This window comes from Robertmurraya phoenicis (assembly GCF_047302285.1).
Lineage (GTDB): Bacteria > Bacillota > Bacilli > Bacillales > Cytobacillaceae > Robertmurraya.
Genome location: NZ_CP154845.1, coordinates 2,794,211 through 2,813,355, shown reverse-complemented (window position 1 = coordinate 2,813,355; position 19,145 = coordinate 2,794,211). Strand labels below are relative to the sequence as shown.

Here is a 19,145-nt window from a genome sequence, read left to right as displayed (position 1 = left end):
GGTCATACTAAACTTTCATAGTTAGGAGTGTTTTGGATGAATGCAGAAATTATTGCAGTTGGTTCAGAGTTATTACTCGGTCAGATTGTCAATACGAATGCTCAATTTCTGTCGAAGCAACTTGCGAACATTGGTGTGAATGTTTATTATCATACAGTGGTCGGTGATAATCCAGAACGCTTGAAGCTTGTCCTTGAAAATGCTGAAAGCAGGGCCGATCTGATTATTATGACAGGCGGACTCGGACCGACAAAGGATGATTTAACAAAAGAGACGATCGCATCTCACTTAGGAAAACCTTTAGTTCATGACGAAGTTGCCCTAAAGTCGATAGAGGAATATTTTCAAACGACGAATCGAGTCATGACAGAGAATAATCGGAAACAAGCGCTTGTATTAGAAGGTGCAACTGTCCTTCCAAATGATCATGGAATGGCGCCTGGGATGGTGGCGACTGTTAATAATCGAACATATATGTTATTCCCAGGACCACCTAAAGAGTTAGAACCTATGTATCTACAATATGGTGAAAAAGAGATTTTGAAGAATCAGCCTACCAATGACAAAATCGTTTCTCGTGTCTTACGATTTTTTGGAATTGGAGAATCAACGTTGGAGACGGAAATTGAAGATCTAATTGATGGGCAACAAAATCCAACGATTGCGCCACTTGCTGCAGATGGCGAGGTTACGCTCAGATTGACAGCAAAGGCTAACAATGAAAAGCTCGCAAATCAACTAATCGATGATACGGAGCAACAGATTCTCTCAAGGGTGGGAGAATATTTCTATGGATACGATTCCACTTCTTTGATGAATGAGTTATTTCGAGAATTGGATGCTCGGGATTTATCCATTGCATGTGCAGAAAGCCTGACAGGGGGTCTTTTTCAACAGGAAATAACATCGATCTCTGGAGCGGGGGATGTTTTTAAAGGTGGAGTTGTTTGCTACGCTACTGAAGTGAAGAATCATGTTCTTAAAGTGAATGAGGAAACAACCGATACGGATGGGGCAGTAAGTGCCGCATGTGCGATGGAACTTGCTGAAAATGTTCGCTCCATTATCCAAACAGATATTGGCATCAGCTTTACAGGTGTAGCTGGACCAGCAAAGCAAGAAGGAAAACCTGTTGGGATGGTCTTTATCGGCATTTCTATAAAAGGACAAGAGCCAATATATGAGCAACTGCAGTTAGCAGGTACGAGAGAAGGAATCCGTATTAGAACAATTAAACATGGATGTCATTTCCTCCTCAAAACTTTAAAGGAATCACAGGATCGAAACTAATCGATCCTGTGATTTTTATTTTCAGATATTGGAGGAAATGATTTCAATCCAGATCTAATTCGGACTGAAATGCTGTCTTTCCCCTATATAAAGTTGAAATTTTAGGGATTTATTCAGGTTAAAAAAAACGAATGGATGTTCGATTTTTTTCTCGACAAATGAGCGGAAAACAGTTATATTAGAGATAGGTTTTTAATAGAGATGAACCGATTGGTAGAAATAAGGAGGAATTTATAGTGAGTGATCGTCAAGCAGCCTTAGAAATGGCGTTGAAACAAATAGAAAAACAATTTGGTAAAGGTTCCATCATGAAATTGGGTGAACAAACAGATCGTCAAATCTCAACTTCTCCAAGTGGCTCTTTAGCGTTAGATGCAGCTCTTGGAATTGGTGGATATCCTCGTGGGCGTATTATCGAAATTTATGGACCTGAAAGTTCAGGTAAAACAACTGTTGCCTTGCACGCTATTGCAGAAGTTCAAGCTGAAGGGGGACAAGCTGCATTTATCGATGCGGAACATGCTTTAGATCCAGTTTACGCTTCTAAGCTTGGGGTTAATATTGATGAATTACTATTGTCACAACCTGATACTGGTGAGCAAGCACTTGAAATTGCTGAAGCGCTTGTAAGAAGTGGAGCGGTCGATATTCTTGTTATTGACTCTGTTGCCGCCCTTGTACCGAAGGCGGAAATTGAAGGGGAAATGGGAGACTCTCACGTAGGTCTACAAGCTCGTCTAATGTCTCAAGCTCTTCGTAAACTATCTGGTGCCATCAATAAGTCTAAAACCATTGCTATCTTTATCAACCAGATTCGTGAAAAGGTAGGGGTCATGTTTGGAAATCCTGAGGTAACACCTGGAGGACGTGCTCTGAAATTCTATTCTTCTGTACGTTTAGAAGTTCGTCGTGCAGAATCATTAAAGCAAGGCAATGACATGGTTGGGAATAAGACAAAGATCAAAGTCGTGAAAAATAAAGTAGCTCCACCGTTCCGCGTGGCAGAAGTGGATATTATGTACGGAGAAGGAATCTCAAAAGAGGGCGAGATCATCGACTTAGGTTCTGAGGCTGATATTGTCCAAAAGAGTGGCTCTTGGTATTCCTATAACGATGAACGTCTTGGCCAAGGCCGTGAAAATGCGAAGCTTTATTTAAAAGAAAATCCAGAGGTTCGCCTTGAGATTCAGCAAAAGATCCGCGAACATTACGGCTTAGATGGTGTTAAAGTGATTGATGCACAGGACGAAGATCAAGAAACTTTTGATCTTGTAGATTAATTTCTACTTAATTCATGAAGTGTGTGCTAGTAGTACGCTAGCTTTATAAACATTATCTGAAACAGCAAAGCTTATACGCTTTGCTGTTTTGTGTGTCATTTTTTATAGCTGGGTGAAGTCTGTTTGGTCACTTCTACATAACGAACTGGCCATAGAATATCCACCTGAATTTGCGCTGGAAAAAGCAGACAAGACAAGCACTTGACAATAAAAATTCACACCTTTACAATTAATATGTATATTTTACAATTTTTATAATGATAAAAACGTGAAAAAGCCTTTGTGCTGTATATTGATGTTTGACAATGTACATGCCGACAGTTTAGAAACGTAAAAACAAAAGTTCATAGCAAGAGGAGGTGAAATGATGGATTTAGTATTTATAATCATCTCCATTTTGCTTGGCCTATTCGTCGGTGCAGTTGTTGGCTATTTTGTTCGTAAATCCGTTGCTGAAGCAAAGATTGCAGGTGCAAAAGATGCGGCGGAGCAAATTTTAGAGGATGCAAAGCGTGATGCGGACTCTACAAAAAAGGAAGCTCTGCTTGAAGCAAAGGATGAAATTCACAAGCTTCGAACAGAAGCTGAACGTGAAATTCGTGATCGAAGAAATGAGTTGCAAAAACAAGAAAATCGTTTAATGCAAAAAGAGGAAAACTTAGATCGAAAAGATGAGTCGTTAGATAAACGCGAATCACTATTAGAAAAGAGGGACGATTCTCTTAACAAAAGACAACAGCATATTGAAGAGATGGAAAGCAAAGTGGACGAGATCTTAAAGAAGCAACAATCTGAGCTTGAACGCATCTCAGGCTTAACGCGTGATGAGGCGAAGTCCATCATTTTAGAGCGAATGGATAATGAATTATCCACTGAAGTCGCTTTAATGGTTAAAGAGAGTGAGAATAGAGCAAAAGAGGAAGCGGACAAGAAAGCGAAAGAAATCTTGTCACTAGCCATCCAAAGATGCGCAGCGGACCACGTAGCTGAAACAACGGTTTCAGTTGTAAGCTTACCAAATGATGAAATGAAAGGACGCATCATTGGGCGTGAGGGCCGTAATATTCGGACACTCGAAACCCTTACTGGAATTGACCTCATTATTGATGATACTCCGGAAGCGGTCATTTTATCTGGATTTGATCCAATTCGAAGAGAAACAGCTAGACTTGCTTTAGAAAAGCTTGTTCAAGATGGTCGAATTCATCCAGCGCGTATTGAAGAGATGGTTGATAAAGCTCGTCGCGAAGTGGATGAGCATATTCGTGAAATCGGTGAACAAACAACTTTTGAAGTGGGCGTACATGGTCTTCACCCAGATTTAATTAAAATACTGGGTCGTCTAAAATTCCGTACAAGCTACGGTCAAAATGTACTCAAGCACTCTATTGAGGTTGCGCAGCTTTCTGGCCTACTCGCGGCAGAACTTGGCGAAGATGAAACACTGGCTCGTCGTGCTGGATTACTCCATGATATTGGAAAAGCGATTGACCATGAAGTGGAAGGTAGTCACGTGGAAATTGGGGTAGAGCTTGCAACGAAATATAAAGAGCACCCAGTTGTCATTAACAGTATTGCATCCCATCATGGCGATAGTGAGCCACAATCCGTCATTGCTGTTCTAGTAGCAGCTGCAGATGCTTTATCAGCAGCTAGACCTGGAGCAAGAAGAGAAACGTTAGAAAACTATATCCGCCGCTTAGAGAAGCTAGAAGAGATTTCTGAGTCCTATGATGGGGTTGAGAAATCATTCGCCATTCAAGCTGGTAGAGAAGTTCGTATTATTGTAAAGCCTGATCAAATTGATGACTTAGAATCTCATCGCCTTGCTCGTGATATTCGCAAGAAAATAGAGGCAGAGCTCGATTATCCAGGTCATATAAAAGTAACAGTTATTCGTGAAACGAGAGCTGTTGAATATGCAAAATAAATAAAACGGTGCAGATGCACCGTTTTATTTATTTTGCTTTTTTGTTATAATGAACCATTAGAATGTTGGATTCGAGAAAGGACTTGAACATGGATATACTGTTTATTGGTGATGTAGTTGGTTCTCCTGGACGAGATATGGTCACGGAGTATGTACCAAAGTTAAAAGAAAAATATCGTCCTCATGTCACCATCATTAATGGTGAGAATGCAGCAGGTGGCAAAGGGATTACCGAAAAAATTTACCGAAGCTTTTTAGAAGTAGGGGCACAGGCCGTTACAATGGGAAACCATACTTGGGATAATCGTGAAATTTTCGAGTTTATTGAGGATGCTAAATACCTCGTTAGACCTGCTAATTTTCCTGAAAATAATCCTGGAAAAGGCATTGTTTATCTACGGATGAATCAAATTGAGATTGCAGTCATTAATCTACAAGGACGTACATTTATGCCTGCGATTGATGATCCATTTATGAAAGCGGATGAACTTGTAGCTGAAGCTAGGGAGAGAACCCCTTTCATCTTTGTTGACTTTCATGGTGAGGCAACAAGTGAAAAGCAAGCAATTGGTTGGTATTTAGACGGTAGGGTTTCTGCGATCGTTGGGACCCATACTCATGTACAGACAGCTGATAATCGCGTTTTACCTAAAGGTACTGCATACATATCAGACGTGGGCATGACAGGACCGTACGATGGCATTCTTGGAATGGATCGTGAAGTCGTCTTAAAGAGATTTTTAACGAGCTTACCGGTTCGTTTTGAAGTGCCAAAAACAGGTAGAACACAGCTAAGTGGTGTATTAATTCAGTTGGATGATAAAACTGGGTTCGCTAAAAAAATCGAGCGTATTTTAATCAACGAGGATCACCCGTTCTATTCATAATTAAATCTAGTGTTCTCCAAGTTAACTCCTCCTTCAAATGATGAATCAAATTTTCCATTATTTTGTCCAAGCTGGAATATGTGATTTAACATTTGAATATAGTAGCAATGGAATCATATATACCTGACCTGTTCAATAGATGAACATCAGGAGGGGGAAACGAGGAGGAGCTAGGAATGGAAATATTAAAAGTTTCAGCAAAATCTAATCCTAATTCTGTAGCTGGTGCGCTTGCCGGAGTTCTGCGGGAAAGAGGAGCTGCGGAAATCCAAGCCATAGGTGCGGGTGCATTGAATCAAGCCGTAAAGGCAGTAGCAATAGCAAGAGGATTTGTGGCACCTAGCGGAGTTGATTTAATTTGTATCCCAGCCTTTACAGACATTCTGATTGATGGAGAAGAACGTACGGCCATTAAGTTAATTGTTGAACCGCGCTAAAGTTAATTAGGGGAAATTGGAAACTAAAGTGCTCTAAACAGGTTGAATTTGTCCGCTACGAAGCGATGGCAAATCGCCGTAAAAGGATGAACGAGCACTTATGCGAAAATGACAGTCATACGTATCACTACAACCTGTTTGCTGAGCAAGCAGGCTTTTTTCTTGAAATGGAGAATAAAGGTTGGAGAAGGGATGTTTTTTCAAAAATCGAAATCATTTGTGAAGTACAATGACTGAGTAAGTAATTATTATGTTTTGAAAACTAAAAAAATATTCATACTTTCGTCAATATTTGTGCGGAAAGGGTTGCTTTTTTCACAACATAGGGCTAGAATTGAAAGCGTTTAGTACCCTACTTTTCCAATAGAAATTGGATTTGAGTCGTACTATGCATTGAGTTAATTTCACAATGTCCTGAGGTTCATTTAGAAAGCGTTTCGCACGATCTTTTTATTCACAAAAAAACGTTTTCTACCTGAATACTCGATTTTGAAATAGACTCATCTAAAACAAATAACGTTTTTTACATATTTTTTAACGTATCCGAAGGGGTGTAAGACATGATCAATCAACTTTCTTGGAAAGTTGGCGGACAACAAGGGGAAGGTATTGAAAGCACGGGGGAGATATTTTCAATTGCTCTAAATCGTCTGGGCTACTACTTGTATGGCTACCGTCACTTTTCATCACGGATTAAAGGCGGACATACGAATAATAAGATTCGTGTGAGTACAACTCAGGTTCGGTCTATTTCGGATGATCTAGACATTTTAGTTGCGTTTGACCAAGAGACAGTGGATCTAAATTACAAAGAACTTCATGACAAAGGGATCATCATCGCTGATGCGAAATTTAGTCCAAAACAACCAGAGGATACCAATGCGACTTTGTATGCGGTGCCATTCACAGAGATTGCTACAGAACTTGGAACTTCTTTAATGAAAAACATGGTAGCAGTAGGTGCAACATGTGCAGTACTAGATTTAGATATTAATGTTTTCAGAGAAGTAGTTCAAGAAATTTTTGGTAAAAAAGGTCAACAAGTTGTTGATAAGAATATGGATGCCGTGAAGGCTGGTTTTGACCATATGAAAGGTGAATTGGCTGAAAATGCGGTCATGCATTTAGAAAAAGCTGATGGAAATAAACGCCTATTCATGATTGGGAACGATGCGATTGCGCTTGGAGCATTAGCTGGTGGATGTCGCTTTATGGCTGCATACCCAATTACACCTGCTTCAGAAATTATGGAATATTTAATTCAAAAGCTTCCAGCACTTGGTGGAACGGTTATCCAAACAGAAGATGAAATCGCCGCTGCAACAATGGCAATTGGTGCCAACTATGCTGGTGTGCGTGCATTGACTGCATCTGCAGGTCCTGGTCTTTCATTAAAAATGGAAGCAATCGGGTTGTCTGGTATAACTGAACAACCGCTCGTAATCGTAGATACTCAGCGTGGAGGCCCATCAACAGGACTTCCAACTAAGCAGGAGCAATCAGACTTAATGGCGATGATTTATGGAACACATGGTGAAATTCCGAAGATCGTTATGGCGCCGAGCACAGTACAAGAAGCGTTCTATGATACCGCAGAAGCGTTTAACTTAGCAGAAGAATACCAGTGTCCGGTTATTGTTTTATCTGATTTACAATTGTCACTCGGTAAACAAACCGTAGAACCACTTGATTATAGTAAAGTTGAAATTCGCCGTGGAAAATTACAGCAAGATGAATTACCTGAAATCGAAAATAAAGGCTACTTTAAGCGCTATGAAGTGACTGAGGATGGAGTATCTCCACGTGTTATCCCTGGTATGAAAAATGGAATTCACCATGTTACAGGAGTAGAACATGATGAAACAGGTAAACCATCTGAATCAGCACTTAACCGAAATGCTCAAATGGATAAGCGTTTCCGTAAAATAGAAAATATTAAATTTAATACACCTGTTTATAAGAACACTCCTCACGCAGAGCCAGACCTTTTACTCGTCGGCTTTAATTCTACACGTGGGGCTATTGAAGAAGCGATAACTCGTCTAGAGAAAGATGGATTAAAAGTGAACCATGCTCAAATTCGTTTAATTCATCCATTTCCAACTGACGAAATGTTACCACTTGTTCAATCAGCTAAAAATGTCCTTGTAGTTGAAAACAATGCAACAGGTCAGCTAGCCAATATTCTTAAGATGAACGTCGGACATGCTAACAAAGTGAAGAATCACTTAAAATACGACGGGAATCCATTCTTGCCACATGAAATTTATACAAAAAGCAAGGAGCTGTTCTAAAAATGGCAACATTTAAAGATTTTCGTAACAATGTGAAGCCCAACTGGTGCCCAGGTTGTGGGGATTTCTCAGTTCAAGCGGCTATTCAAAGAGCGGCAGCTAATGTAGGATTAGAGCCTGAAAGCTTAGCAGTTGTCTCTGGAATCGGTTGTTCAGGACGGATTTCAGGATATATTAATTCATTTGGTTTCCATGGAATTCATGGCCGTTCCCTACCAATTGCCCAAGGGGTAAAAATGGCCAATCGTGATCTAACGGTTATCGCTTCTGGTGGAGATGGAGACGGTTTTGCTATTGGAATGGGACATACGATCCATGCGATTCGTCGTAACGTCGATATCACGTATATCGTTATGGATAATCAAATCTATGGCTTAACAAAAGGTCAAACTTCTCCAAGATCGGCAGCTGGTTTTAAAACAAAATCAACTCCATCAGGGTCTGTTGAACAACCGATTTCTCCAATGGAAATGGCGTTAACAGCTGGAGCAACTTTTGTTGCACAAAGCTTTTCAACAGATTTGAAAGATTTGACTGCTCTAATTGAAGCAGGAATCAAGCATAAAGGCTTTTCTTTAATTAACGTCTTTAGTCCTTGCGTTACTTATAACAAGGTTAATACGTATGATTGGTTTAAAGAAAACCTTACAAAACTAGCAGATATTGAAAACTATGATCCGGCAAATCGTGAAGAAGCAATGCAAACACTGATGAAGCACAACGGATTAGTGACTGGACTTATCTATCAAAATACGGAACGTCCATCCTACCAAGAATTGCTTACTGGTTACTCAGAATCTCCACTTTCTCAAGCTGATCTTCAGTTAGATGAAGCACATTTTGAGAAGCTTGTTGCAGAGTTTATGTAATCGAAATATCTATACGAACAACCTCAAATTATTGGGGTTGTTTTTTTGTCGTCAAAGGTAAGTTTTACGTTGGTGAAATGCTTTATAAACAAGGGATAGTGGATAAAGAATAGCGAGGTTCCTATTGTATTCAGTCCCTATAGGGTTTATACTTTAATAATGTGTGTATACCTATTAATAAGTAAAGTAGCATATTAGAAAAGTATCAATGAGAAAGGAGATTTTCAATGAACGAGAAACAACGATTAGAAGGTCAGCAAGTAAAGGCTGTTAATTCTTCGGACAAAAAATCCGAAAAGGATTACAGCAAGTACTTTGAAGCTGTTTATGTCCCACCATCCTTAAAGGATGCGAAAAAAAGAGGAAAAGAAGAAGTTAAATACCATAATGATTTTGCTATTCCAGAAGAATTTTTAGGAATGGGAATAGGAAGAAAATTCTACATCCGTACTTATGGGTGTCAAATGAATGAGCATGACACGGAGGTTATGGCTGGAATTTTTCTTGGACTTGGATATGAACCGACGGATAGCGTTGAAGATGCGAATGTCATTTTACTAAATACATGTGCGATTCGTGAAAATGCGGAAAACAAAGTATTTGGTGAACTAGGACATTTGAAGCATTTAAAAACACAAAATCCTGATCTTCTCATCGGCGTTTGTGGTTGTATGTCTCAAGAAGAATCTGTTGTCAATAAGATTCTTAAAACTTACAATCAAGTCGATATGATTTTCGGAACTCATAACATCCATCGTCTTCCTAACATTCTTCAAGAAGCATATATGTCGAAAGAAAGGGTCGTTGAGGTATGGTCAAAAGAGGGAGATGTCATCGAAAATCTTCCTAAGGTTCGCCGTGGCAATATTAAAGCATGGGTGAACATTATGTATGGTTGTGACAAATTCTGTACGTATTGTATCGTTCCTTATACTCGCGGAAAAGAACGTAGTCGCCGTCCAGAAGATATTATCCAAGAGGTACGTCATCTTGCTGCCCAAGGGTACCAAGAAATCACCCTTCTTGGTCAAAACGTGAATGCATATGGAAAAGATTTTGAGGATATGAATTATGGTCTAGGTGACTTAATGGATGAAATCCGTAAAATTGATATTCCACGTGTCCGTTTTACAACAAGCCATCCACGTGATTTTGATGATTATCTCATTGAAGTTCTTGCCAAAGGTGGAAATCTTGTAGAACATATTCATTTACCAGTTCAATCTGGTTCAACAGATGTATTGAAAATCATGGCTCGTAAGTATTCGAGAGAACAGTATTTAGAGCTTGTTCGAAAAATTAAGGAAGCTATTCCAAACGTAGCATTATCAACAGATATCATTGTTGGATATCCAAACGAGACTGACGAACAGTTTGAAGAAACTCTTTCTTTATATCGCGAAGTTGGTTTTGAAGCCGCTTATACTTTCATTTACTCACCACGTGAGGGAACACCAGCTGCAAAGATGCAAGATAATGTTCCAATGGAAGTGAAAAAAGAACGTCTTCAACGTTTAAATAGCCTTGTTAACGAACTTTCTGCTGAAGCAATGAAGAAATATAAGGACCAAGTAGTAGAAGTCCTTGTTGAAGGGGAAAGCAAGAACAACCCTGATGTTTTAGCTGGATATACTCGTAGAAACAAGTTAGTAAACTTTGTTGCTCCAAAAACAGCTATCGGTAAGGTTGTAAAGGTGAAAGTTACAGAAGCAAAGACGTGGTCATTAAAAGGAGAAATGGTGGAAGAAGTTCAACCAGTTGAGGTGAAATAATATGGCGAAATACACAAAAGATGAAATCGTAGCACGTGCACAAGAACTAGCAGCGTTAATCGCGCAAACAGAGGAAGTCGATTTCTTTAAAAGAGCTGAAGCGCAAATTCATGAAAATGAAAAAGTTCGCAATTTAATTGATCAAATTAAAGGTCTTCAGAAGCAAGCAGTCAATCTTCATCATTATGGTAAGCCTGAGGCTTTGAAGAGAACGGAAGACAAGATTGCGAAGATCGAAGATGAACTAGATGCGATTCCAGTTGTCAAAGAGTTCAAGCAGTCTCAAGGTGATGTGAACGATTTACTACAATTGGTCGCTTCTACGATTTCTAATAAAGTAACGGATGAAATCATTACTTCTACTGGGGGAAACCTCTTAAGTGGCGAAACAGGAGCAGAAATTAAGAACAAGGAATGCTCCCATAATCATTAAGATGGAGTTAGAATGCCTTTACCGTGTTGCATCGGTAGAGGCTTTTTTCGATCGACTGGACGATCCTCATCACAATCCGAAATAAAGAAATCTTCATCAAACTTTCTCCTCCATTCACCCATTTCTAGGTTCATGCATAGGATGAACTAACTTTTAAATAATGAAATTGCCCTAATTAGCGGAATTGCCATTACTTATATAAAGGCTCCATCATGGATTATACATTGATAAAAAGATAAGCACACTAGTCTAATATCCCGCATAGGATGAAATGAAACTTAAGTGAGGAGGGTTCGCTCGCAATGGGAGAATACAGAGAGATTATCACAAAAGCGGTCGTAGCGAAAGGACGAAAATTCACCCAATCCAATCATACGATTTGCCCAGAAAACAATCCAACTAGTATCCTAGGATGTTGGATTATCAACCATACGTACGAGGCGAAAAAGGTTGGCAAAACAGTTGAAGTTTGCGGCTACTATGACATTAATGTTTGGTACTCCTTTAATGATAATACACAAACTGAAGTTGTCACAGAACGAGTAGACTATACAGACGTCATTAAACTAAAATATCGTGACCCAGATTGCCTTGACGACCTCGACGTAATTGTGAAAGTACTTCAGCAGCCAAACTGTGTAGAAGCAGTTATTTCTCCAAATGGAAACAAGATCATTGTACATGTGGAAAGAGAATTCTTAGTTGAAGTTATTGGAGAAACAAAGGTATGCATTGAAGTTCATCCAGGTATGTGCAAAGATGATGATGATGATTACTTCGATGTAGACGATGAGGAATTTGAAGATTTAGATCCAGATTTCTTAGTCGGCTCAGAAGAGGAGTAAAACGAAGGCTAGGGAGTTCATGCTTCCTAGTTTTTTCTTTGTATAAAAAAGCTCTTTGCTGGCCAATTATTGTTATCGGATAATAATTGAATTTCGAAAATGGAGCACCTACAAATAAAGTAGGCGCTCCATTCGTCTTAGTAATGTTTATAAATAAAGTAATCGAAATCGGCATGTAGATTTTGTCCTGATGTATCCTGACATTGCATGCCAACGAAGGCACCGGTGAAAAATCCCCCACCTTGAATATAATCATCTGATAGCTTGTAAGATTGGAACTTTATCGGGATTTGTGTCCAGTTGATACCATCAAAGGAGTAGGAGTATATATATGTGTGCATTTGTACATCAACTCGAAGGTAGACATATTCAAGATCAGATGGAATGATAATTTCTTGCTCCTCAAGAGGTTGCGCAAATTCGAAATGATCACATGTCATTAATTCGAGGATGCGTCCTTTTTGTTCATGCCATGTAATTTTCAGCGATGTCCAGTTTTGCGTATTGTAATAGTTTACGAGGCCAGCAGATTGTTGAAAAGTCGTAGGTTGAAAGGAGACCTTCGTTTCGGCTGTGAAATAAAAATGCTGCCAACGTCTTGCAATAAATGCTTGAGTAAATTTAGAAGTTAATGACTCTTTTCCATACAGCCGTAAATGACTAGGACGGTCGCTAAGGGAAACAATTTTCTCACCTAACGGGATGCGAAGTGATTGAAAATGAGAATTTAACAGAGAATCGTTAAAATCATCCTTCTCTTGATAATCGGCTTCCCATTTTACCTCCTCAATTTCAGGGCCAATGATTTCAAGAGATGGTTGATTGCCACCAACGATGTATGGCCAATCCTTTTCCCATTGTAATCGTTGAATCGCCGTTTCTCTGCCAAGTGGGCAAAAGCCTCTTGGATCTAAAAGGGGATGGCCGTCACTAGGCAATGGCCTGCCCGTTAAGTGGACTAAAAACCATTCGTCCGTATGAGTTTGCACGATCGAAGCATGTCCTGCTTTTTGTAAGGGGTTTCTTGGGTGAGCAAAAGAACTGATTAATGGATTATCAGGGTGCACTTCGTAAGGACCGAACAAGTTTTTGGACCGTGCAACCGTTGCCTGGTGGTCATATTTTGTTCCACCCTCAGCAGTTAACAAATAATAATAGTTATTAATCTTATATAGATGTGGAGCTTCCGTTAATTTAATATCTGTTCCTTTAAAAATTAGTTCAGGTTTGCCAATGAGTTTTTGCTCAAAGACGCTGTACTCCTGTAACACGATTCCATAAAAATTATGATGGCTGACACGATGATCCCAAAGCATATTGACTAAATATTTTTTTCCATCCTCATCGTGAAATAAAGATGGATCAAAACCTGAACTGTTTAGATGGATGGGATCAGACCACTCCCCATCAATCGTATCAGAGGTCACAAGATAGTTGTGACAATCCTTCCATCTACCTTCAGTCACTTTCACATCGGTATAGATAAGCCAAAATTTCCCATCATGATAAGAGAGGGCAGGTGCCCAAATACCTCCAGAATCAGGATTTCCAAACATATTTAATTGGCTTAAGCGATTTAATGGTCTCGAGATCAAGCGCCAATTTTTTAAATCCTTTGAATGATAAATGCCTACTCCAGGGAACCATTCAAAGGTTGAAACCGCAATGTAGTAATCTTCTCCAGCTCTGCAAATACTCGGGTCAGGATTGAAGCCTGGTAAAATTGGATTTTGAATCATTGCCATGTTTCTCCACCTCGATTAAATATTTATATTATAATGCTTGTGAAAACTCCTGAAGATCACTATTGAAAAAATTTTCTGTTACAAATGCTGTTACACCTAAAGCGGCTGAATGAGTAGATAGCTCGGAAAAATTAATCTCTAAATCTCTTTGCTGGAACCATAGGGTACGAGCCTGCATCCGGTTTTCCAACGGCTTTTTCAACCATAGCTCGGCAGAAGCCATTCGATTACCGATAATAATTTGCTGTGGATTAAAAATGTTGATGATATTGTTGATCCCGACAGCAAGATTCTCCCCGATATTTTCAAATTGTTGGATCGCTAGTTCATTTCCAGTTTTGGCTAGCTTTAATAAGCAATCTAGTGTAATCTCATCTTCGGTGGAAGAGAGTAATCCTGCTTCGTTGGCCGATTTCAGTAGTGCTTGCTCTGAAGCATACAACTCCCAACAGCCTTTATTGCCACAGCCACATTTTTCTCCACTGATATCGATTGTCATATGTCCAAGCTCACCTGAAAATCCGTTATTTCCTCGATAGAGATGATTGTTCAAAATGAGACCTACTCCGATTCCGATGCCAACACTGACATAAACAAGATTGTTTGCTTCTTTTCCAGCACCGAACAATTTTTCCCCATATGCACCAGCGTTCGCTTCATTTTCAATGATAATTGGAACATTGTACTTTTCTTGAAGAACGGCTTTTAAATTGATATTGCGCCAATTTAGATTAGGTGCTAGTAACACCTTGCCATCTTTACTTACAGTACCAGGAACACCAATGCCAATCCCCACAATTCCGTATGGACTCTTTGGTGTTAAGGAACTCAGTTGCTCAATCATGTCATACAAATGGGCCATGATTTTTTCATAGGGTAGATGCTTGAAACTAATGGTTTTTTCATGAAAAATATTGCCTTGAAGATCAGTAACAATGCCGAGGAGATAGTTGACTCCAAGATCTATCCCGATAGAGAATCCTGCTACCTGATTGAATAAAAGCATAACAGGCCTTCTTCCACCACTAGATTCACCAGGACCAGATTCATAAATGAGTTGTTCCTCTATTAATTCGCTCACAAGGGAGGATACAGTTCCCTTGTTCAAGCCAGTTAAATTGGCGATTTCAGCTCGGGAAATAGGAGAGAGTTGCTTAATTGTATTTAAGACAAGAGTTTTGTTTTCCTGTTTCACAACATGCTGGTTCCACGTTTTCATTAAACCGTCATCTCTTTCTATAAAGTTTGTAGTTTCATTATACGAGTCGATTTCAGTGGACATCAAGAAAAGGAAAGGTCGTGATCGGAATTGTTCACATTCTCTTCAATATTTTCTGACATTTATCGACATATGTACCTACTTGCCCTCGATTTTTACCATTAGAAAAGCTGTCAAATCAACTTTTTTCCGTGTTTTGAGGATGATAGGGCGCATTCATAATAATTTTATTATACACTTAGTTTATCCACTAGACAAACGAAATATTCTCTGTTATTCTAATTTTGAGCTTATGAAATAAGCATCATACACTTTTTAGGGGGTTTATGTATGAGGAAAAAGAAAGCGATTACATTGTTAGTCACCTTAGTTGCGGCCATTTTTCTGATTGTTGGTTGCTCGAACACGGAAAGTGAGAATGCCTCTACGAATACAGGTGATACAAAAACGATTAAATTTATGCATCTGTGGCCAGAAGGTAGTTCAAAAACACATAACTCCATTGTTAACGAAATTATTGCAGATTTTGAGAAGGAAAATGAAGGTGTTAAGGTTGAATTAGAAGTTTTAAGTAATGAGCAATACAAAGATAAGCTGAAAGTACTTTCAACCTCAAATGAGTTACCAGACGTAGGGATGACATGGGCAGCAGGGTTTTTAACTCCTTATGTGGATGGCAATAAATTTACTCCTCTAGATGATCTACTCGCAGGCGATTTAAATGATAGTTTCGTAGCTGGCACAGCAGAGGCTTACGCTATTGATGGAAAAACATATGGTCTACCTCTAGAATTAAACATCGCAACGATTTTCTACAATAAAGCTATTTTCGAAGAATACGGTCTTGAAGCACCTAAGACATATGATGAATTTAAACATATTATCGAAACATTAAATGATAATGGGGTCGCACCAATTGCCCTTGGGAATAAAGACCGTTGGACAGGGTCCCTTTGGTATATGTACTTAGCTGACCGAATTGGTGGGGCAGATGTATTAACAAGTGCTATTGACCGCTCAGGTACATTTGAAGATCCTGCTTTAGTTTCAGCAGCAACAGAAGTACAAAATTTAGTTGATATGAATGCTTTTGTAAAGGGTTTCAACGGATTGGCTGATGAGGAAGCAAAGAGCATGTTTATGAGTGAACAAGCTGCTATGTACTTAATTGGTTCTTGGGATCTACCAAACTTTACGACAAATGAAGATGTTCCTCAAGAATTTAGAGATTCAATCGGCTTCTTTAATTTCCCTACTGTTAATGGAAAAGGTGATTTAAATAGTCATGTAGGTGGTCCTGGTGTCGGTTTATTTGTTAGCGAGGACTCTGATGTGAAGGAAGAAGCGAAAAAGTTTGTCGCATACTTTGTGAAAGAATGGGGCGAGAAATCAGTTACGCAAGCAGGGGTTATCCCAGCTACGAAGCTAGATGCTGATTCTTTAGAGCTACCACAAATGTATATTGATGTATTAAATGAACTTAGCAATGCAACCAATATTACTCTTTTCGCTGATGTACAAATGAGTCCAGAGGTGGCAGAAGTTCATTTAAATATGATTCAAGCGGTCTTTGGTAAGGAAGTAACACCTGAAGAGTTTGCAAAAGAACATGAAGAAGCACTTGCAGCAGAATAATAGTGAAATAGAATAGATGTTTTAAAATTTGCATATAGAAAAGGACTCATCCCTATTTGTGGGTCCTTTTCTACTAATATGGGGTTGAATGTGATGGATAAGGTAATGTCCAATAAATGGCTCATCGCGTTATTCGTTCTACCAGCGCTGCTCTTAACGGCTGTATTTATTTTTATCCCGTTAGCTTTATCGGGCTACTATGGCTTCATGGATTGGGACGGCATCGGTGCGATGAACTTTATCGGATTAGAAAATTATTTAAAGGCTCTACAGGACGCAAAATTTTGGGATAGCGCTTGGCATTCCTTTTTACTCGCGATTTTTTCAACACTTAGCTTACTTTTTTACTTAGCGATTGCCCTGATTTTGTCCTCAAAAATAAAGGGTGCAGATTTATTACGTAAAATTTACTTAATCCCAATGCTATTATCTTCTGTAGCGATTGCCCAGCTTTGGATCAAAATTTACAATCCCACTAACGGAATGCTGAATCAAATCCTTATGGCTATCGGTATCGACAATCCACCTGCATGGTTAGCTGATACATCGCTAGTATTATATGCGATTTTTGTTCCCATTCTATGGCAATATGCAGGATTTTATATCTTGATTTACTATGCAGCATTGAAAAATATCCCAGATTCGATTATTGAAGCTGCGCGAATTGACGGTGCTTCACCCGTCCAAGTTGCTCTCAAAATTAAATTGCCACTCGTCATGGGTGTGGTCAAAGTGACGATTGTATTGGCAGTAGTAGGTTCATTAAAATACTTTGATTTGATTTATGTCATGACAGGTGGAGGACCAAATGGTGCGAGTGAGGTTATGGCGTCTTATATGTACAAACTCGCCTTTAGCAGTAATAATTTTGGCTATGGAAGTGCGATAGGGTTCTTGCTGTTAATCATTACTCTAGTAGTCACATTTATCGTCCGCAAACTAACAGCATCAAAAGAAGAAATACAGTACTAGGAAGGAGGATTATTTCTCATGAAGCGGATAGGTTCCTTTTTTCTCTATTTGTCATTAGCAATCGTCGCAGTATTTCAAATCTTTCCGATCATTTGGCTATTCTTATTTTCCTTAAAGGACAATCGTGAAATTTTTTCCGGCTCGCCATTTGCCTTTCCTACTGAATTTCGATGGGAGAATTATGCAAAAGTGTGGGAGGGCGGTATTGGGATCTATTTTTGGAATAGTGTCTGGATTACAGGACTCGCCATTCTATTTACCGTTTTATTTGCTAGCATGGCGACATTTGCAATTACACGAATGAAATGGAAACTCAGCAAAATCGTTCTCGGACTTTTTATGGTAGGACTTATGATCCCGATCCATTCTTCTATCATTCCTTTATTTAAAATGTTTCTCAACATAAATTTAATTGATAGTCCTTGGTCCATAGTCATTACGTATACAGCCTACAATCTCCCGATCACGATCATGATTTTACTAGGGTTCTATTACACATTACCTCGTGAGATTGAAGAGGCAGCGATTATTGATGGATGTTCAGTCCCTCAATTGTTTTTTAGGATTGTTCTTCCGATGACGATACCAGTCATGTCTACGACTGTCATTATTAACATGATTTACAACTGGAATGAATTTGTTTTTGTGAACACGTTTATCAGCTCTGATAAATTTAAGACTTTAACGGTAGGAATCCAAAATTTCATTGGGCAATACATGACTGACTGGGGCGCCATTGGGGCAACTTTAATCATTAGTGTATTACCAATTCTTATCGCCTTTATTTTCTTTAGTAATAAAGTAGTTGAAGGAATGTCTTCTAGTGCAGTTAAAGGATAACTAGTTTTTCTTTTGCACTTTGTTAAAGGCATGTAGAGCTAACCACATCGTAATATAGGCAATGGAACTAGCACCAAAAATTAATCCGATAGCGGGAAAATAATAAATAATAACAAACAGTGAAGCGAGTGAAAGCACCATTAGAAAATTATGTAATGGGTGAATGAGCATGATAAAGAAAGCATGTTTCATAATAGAAAGATTGTTTAGATCAAAATGAACAAATGCTGGCAACAGATAGAATACAAACAATATAGAAAGAAGTGTGAATGCAAATAAAGGTGCATGTGTCCAAGTTAAAATTGTCTGATCTATTTCTTGTATATAGATTAAATCAAGGCCAATTAATAGAAAAATAAGATAGATCAAGCTCCCTAGTTTATTACTTTTAAGGAAATCCTTTTTATAAAAAATCCAAAAGGATGAAAAAAGAGGTGTATCTGTATTCCCTCTAAGCCAACTGCGAATAATGGCATACATGGCGACGGTAGAGGGGATAAGACCAAAGAGAATGCCACCAGCTAAGGTGAAAATTGCCCATAATAGCTGAAGATAGGCAAATCGAGTGATCCATTCAAAAGTACGATAGATAATACTACTAATTTGGTTCATAAGTATCTCTCCTGCGTTTGTTTGTCGAAAAATCTATTAATATCATAATGTAAACATTTTCATTAAGCTATTACTTTATATCATA

The 19,145-nt window shown here is 38.9% G+C and carries 16 protein-coding genes; 13 read left to right on the top strand and 3 right to left on the bottom strand.

Going from position 1 to position 19,145, the window contains the following annotated elements; all coding sequences use genetic code 11:
- The first annotated feature begins 36 nt into the window (after window positions 1-36).
- From AA0X71_RS14075 to AA0X71_RS14030, 10 genes are all read left to right on the top strand, one after another.
- On the top strand, window positions 37-1,290 hold the full coding sequence (locus AA0X71_RS14075; protein ID WP_413355935.1) for a competence/damage-inducible protein A: 1,254 nt from the start codon (window positions 37-39) through the stop codon (window positions 1,288-1,290).
- Between the two features lie 236 nt (window positions 1,291-1,526).
- Window positions 1,527-2,570 carry a recombinase RecA gene (gene recA, locus AA0X71_RS14070; RefSeq protein ID WP_413355934.1) on the top strand — a complete coding sequence of 348 codons (1,044 nt, stop codon included), beginning with the start codon at window positions 1,527-1,529 and terminating at the stop codon, window positions 2,568-2,570.
- 367 nt (window positions 2,571-2,937) lie between these two features.
- Window positions 2,938-4,500 carry a ribonuclease Y gene (rny, locus tag AA0X71_RS14065; protein ID WP_413355933.1) on the top strand — a complete coding sequence of 521 codons (1,563 nt, stop codon included), beginning with the start codon at window positions 2,938-2,940 and terminating at the stop codon, window positions 4,498-4,500.
- A gap of 89 nt (window positions 4,501-4,589) precedes the next feature.
- Window positions 4,590-5,387 carry a TIGR00282 family metallophosphoesterase gene (locus AA0X71_RS14060; RefSeq protein WP_413355932.1) on the top strand — a complete coding sequence of 266 codons (798 nt, stop codon included), beginning with the start codon at window positions 4,590-4,592 and terminating at the stop codon, window positions 5,385-5,387.
- Between the two features lie 176 nt (window positions 5,388-5,563).
- Window positions 5,564-5,824 carry a stage V sporulation protein SpoVS gene (spoVS, locus tag AA0X71_RS14055; protein WP_003211281.1) on the top strand — a complete coding sequence of 87 codons (261 nt, stop codon included), beginning with the start codon at window positions 5,564-5,566 and terminating at the stop codon, window positions 5,822-5,824.
- A gap of 560 nt (window positions 5,825-6,384) precedes the next feature.
- A complete protein-coding gene (locus AA0X71_RS14050) occupies window positions 6,385-8,118 on the top strand; it encodes a 2-oxoacid:acceptor oxidoreductase subunit alpha (protein ID WP_413355931.1) in 1,734 nt (577 codons plus the stop codon).
- Between the two features lie 2 nt (window positions 8,119-8,120).
- On the top strand, window positions 8,121-8,987 hold the full coding sequence (locus tag AA0X71_RS14045; RefSeq protein ID WP_413355930.1) for a 2-oxoacid:ferredoxin oxidoreductase subunit beta: 867 nt from the start codon (window positions 8,121-8,123) through the stop codon (window positions 8,985-8,987).
- A 227-nt stretch (window positions 8,988-9,214) separates the two neighbouring features.
- The gene (gene miaB, locus AA0X71_RS14040; RefSeq protein ID WP_413355929.1) at window positions 9,215-10,759 is read left to right on the top strand and encodes a tRNA (N6-isopentenyl adenosine(37)-C2)-methylthiotransferase MiaB; all 1,545 of its coding nucleotides are present in this window, start codon (window positions 9,215-9,217) and stop codon (window positions 10,757-10,759) included.
- A gap of 1 nt (window position 10,760) precedes the next feature.
- Entirely contained in the window at window positions 10,761-11,192 is a 432-nt protein-coding gene (locus AA0X71_RS14035; RefSeq protein WP_413355928.1) for a RicAFT regulatory complex protein RicA family protein, read from the top strand.
- Window positions 11,193-11,494: 302 nt separating this feature from the next.
- A complete protein-coding gene (locus AA0X71_RS14030; RefSeq protein WP_019152705.1) occupies window positions 11,495-12,037 on the top strand; it encodes an outer spore coat protein CotE in 543 nt (180 codons plus the stop codon).
- 137 nt (window positions 12,038-12,174) lie between these two features.
- On the opposite strand, the gene AA0X71_RS14025 is transcribed toward AA0X71_RS14030, so the two are convergent.
- Window positions 12,175-13,782 (bottom strand): glycoside hydrolase family 43 protein, encoded by a 1,608-nt coding sequence (locus AA0X71_RS14025; RefSeq protein WP_413355927.1) that lies wholly within the window; start codon window positions 13,780-13,782, stop codon window positions 12,175-12,177.
- A gap of 28 nt (window positions 13,783-13,810) precedes the next feature.
- Complete coding sequence (locus AA0X71_RS14020; protein WP_413355926.1) at window positions 13,811-15,001, bottom strand: ROK family transcriptional regulator; 1,191 nt, start codon at window positions 14,999-15,001, stop codon at window positions 13,811-13,813.
- A gap of 330 nt (window positions 15,002-15,331) precedes the next feature.
- Between AA0X71_RS14020 and AA0X71_RS14015 the strand changes: the two genes are divergently transcribed.
- From AA0X71_RS14015 to AA0X71_RS14005, 3 genes are all read left to right on the top strand, one after another.
- Complete coding sequence (locus AA0X71_RS14015) at window positions 15,332-16,636, top strand: extracellular solute-binding protein (RefSeq protein WP_413355925.1); 1,305 nt, start codon at window positions 15,332-15,334, stop codon at window positions 16,634-16,636.
- Window positions 16,637-16,729: 93 nt separating this feature from the next.
- The gene (locus AA0X71_RS14010; protein ID WP_413355924.1) at window positions 16,730-17,608 is read left to right on the top strand and encodes a carbohydrate ABC transporter permease; all 879 of its coding nucleotides are present in this window, start codon (window positions 16,730-16,732) and stop codon (window positions 17,606-17,608) included.
- An 18-nt stretch (window positions 17,609-17,626) separates the two neighbouring features.
- Window positions 17,627-18,448 carry a carbohydrate ABC transporter permease gene (locus tag AA0X71_RS14005; protein ID WP_413355923.1) on the top strand — a complete coding sequence of 274 codons (822 nt, stop codon included), beginning with the start codon at window positions 17,627-17,629 and terminating at the stop codon, window positions 18,446-18,448.
- Here the strand turns inward: AA0X71_RS14005 and AA0X71_RS14000 are convergent, their stop codons facing one another.
- The gene (locus AA0X71_RS14000; protein WP_413355922.1) at window positions 18,449-19,060 is read right to left on the bottom strand and encodes a YesL family protein; all 612 of its coding nucleotides are present in this window, start codon (window positions 19,058-19,060) and stop codon (window positions 18,449-18,451) included.
- Window positions 19,061-19,145 lie beyond the last annotated feature (85 nt).

Excerpts from the sequence above, each read along its gene's own strand:
- AA0X71_RS14045 (WP_413355930.1), top strand. The coding sequence starts at position 8,121 with ATGGCAACATTTAAAGATTTTCGTAACAATGTGAAGCCCAACTGGTGC.
- miaB (WP_413355929.1), top strand. The coding sequence starts at position 9,215 with ATGAACGAGAAACAACGATTAGAAGGTCAGCAAGTAAAGGCTGTTAAT.
- rny (WP_413355933.1), top strand. The coding sequence starts at position 2,938 with ATGGATTTAGTATTTATAATCATCTCCATTTTGCTTGGCCTATTCGTC.
- AA0X71_RS14060 (WP_413355932.1), top strand. The coding sequence starts at position 4,590 with ATGGATATACTGTTTATTGGTGATGTAGTTGGTTCTCCTGGACGAGAT.
- AA0X71_RS14000 (WP_413355922.1), bottom strand. The coding sequence starts at position 19,060 with ATGAACCAAATTAGTAGTATTATCTATCGTACTTTTGAATGGATCACT.
- AA0X71_RS14015 (WP_413355925.1), top strand. The coding sequence starts at position 15,332 with ATGAGGAAAAAGAAAGCGATTACATTGTTAGTCACCTTAGTTGCGGCC.
- AA0X71_RS14025 (WP_413355927.1), bottom strand. The coding sequence starts at position 13,782 with ATGGCAATGATTCAAAATCCAATTTTACCAGGCTTCAATCCTGACCCG.
- spoVS (WP_003211281.1), top strand. The coding sequence starts at position 5,564 with ATGGAAATATTAAAAGTTTCAGCAAAATCTAATCCTAATTCTGTAGCT.
- AA0X71_RS14020 (WP_413355926.1), bottom strand. The coding sequence starts at position 15,001 with ATGAAAACGTGGAACCAGCATGTTGTGAAACAGGAAAACAAAACTCTT.
- AA0X71_RS14035 (WP_413355928.1), top strand. The coding sequence starts at position 10,761 with ATGGCGAAATACACAAAAGATGAAATCGTAGCACGTGCACAAGAACTA.
- AA0X71_RS14050 (WP_413355931.1), top strand. The coding sequence starts at position 6,385 with ATGATCAATCAACTTTCTTGGAAAGTTGGCGGACAACAAGGGGAAGGT.
- AA0X71_RS14075 (WP_413355935.1), top strand. The coding sequence starts at position 37 with ATGAATGCAGAAATTATTGCAGTTGGTTCAGAGTTATTACTCGGTCAG.
- AA0X71_RS14010 (WP_413355924.1), top strand. The coding sequence starts at position 16,730 with ATGGATAAGGTAATGTCCAATAAATGGCTCATCGCGTTATTCGTTCTA.
- AA0X71_RS14005 (WP_413355923.1), top strand. The coding sequence starts at position 17,627 with ATGAAGCGGATAGGTTCCTTTTTTCTCTATTTGTCATTAGCAATCGTC.
- AA0X71_RS14030 (WP_019152705.1), top strand. The coding sequence starts at position 11,495 with ATGGGAGAATACAGAGAGATTATCACAAAAGCGGTCGTAGCGAAAGGA.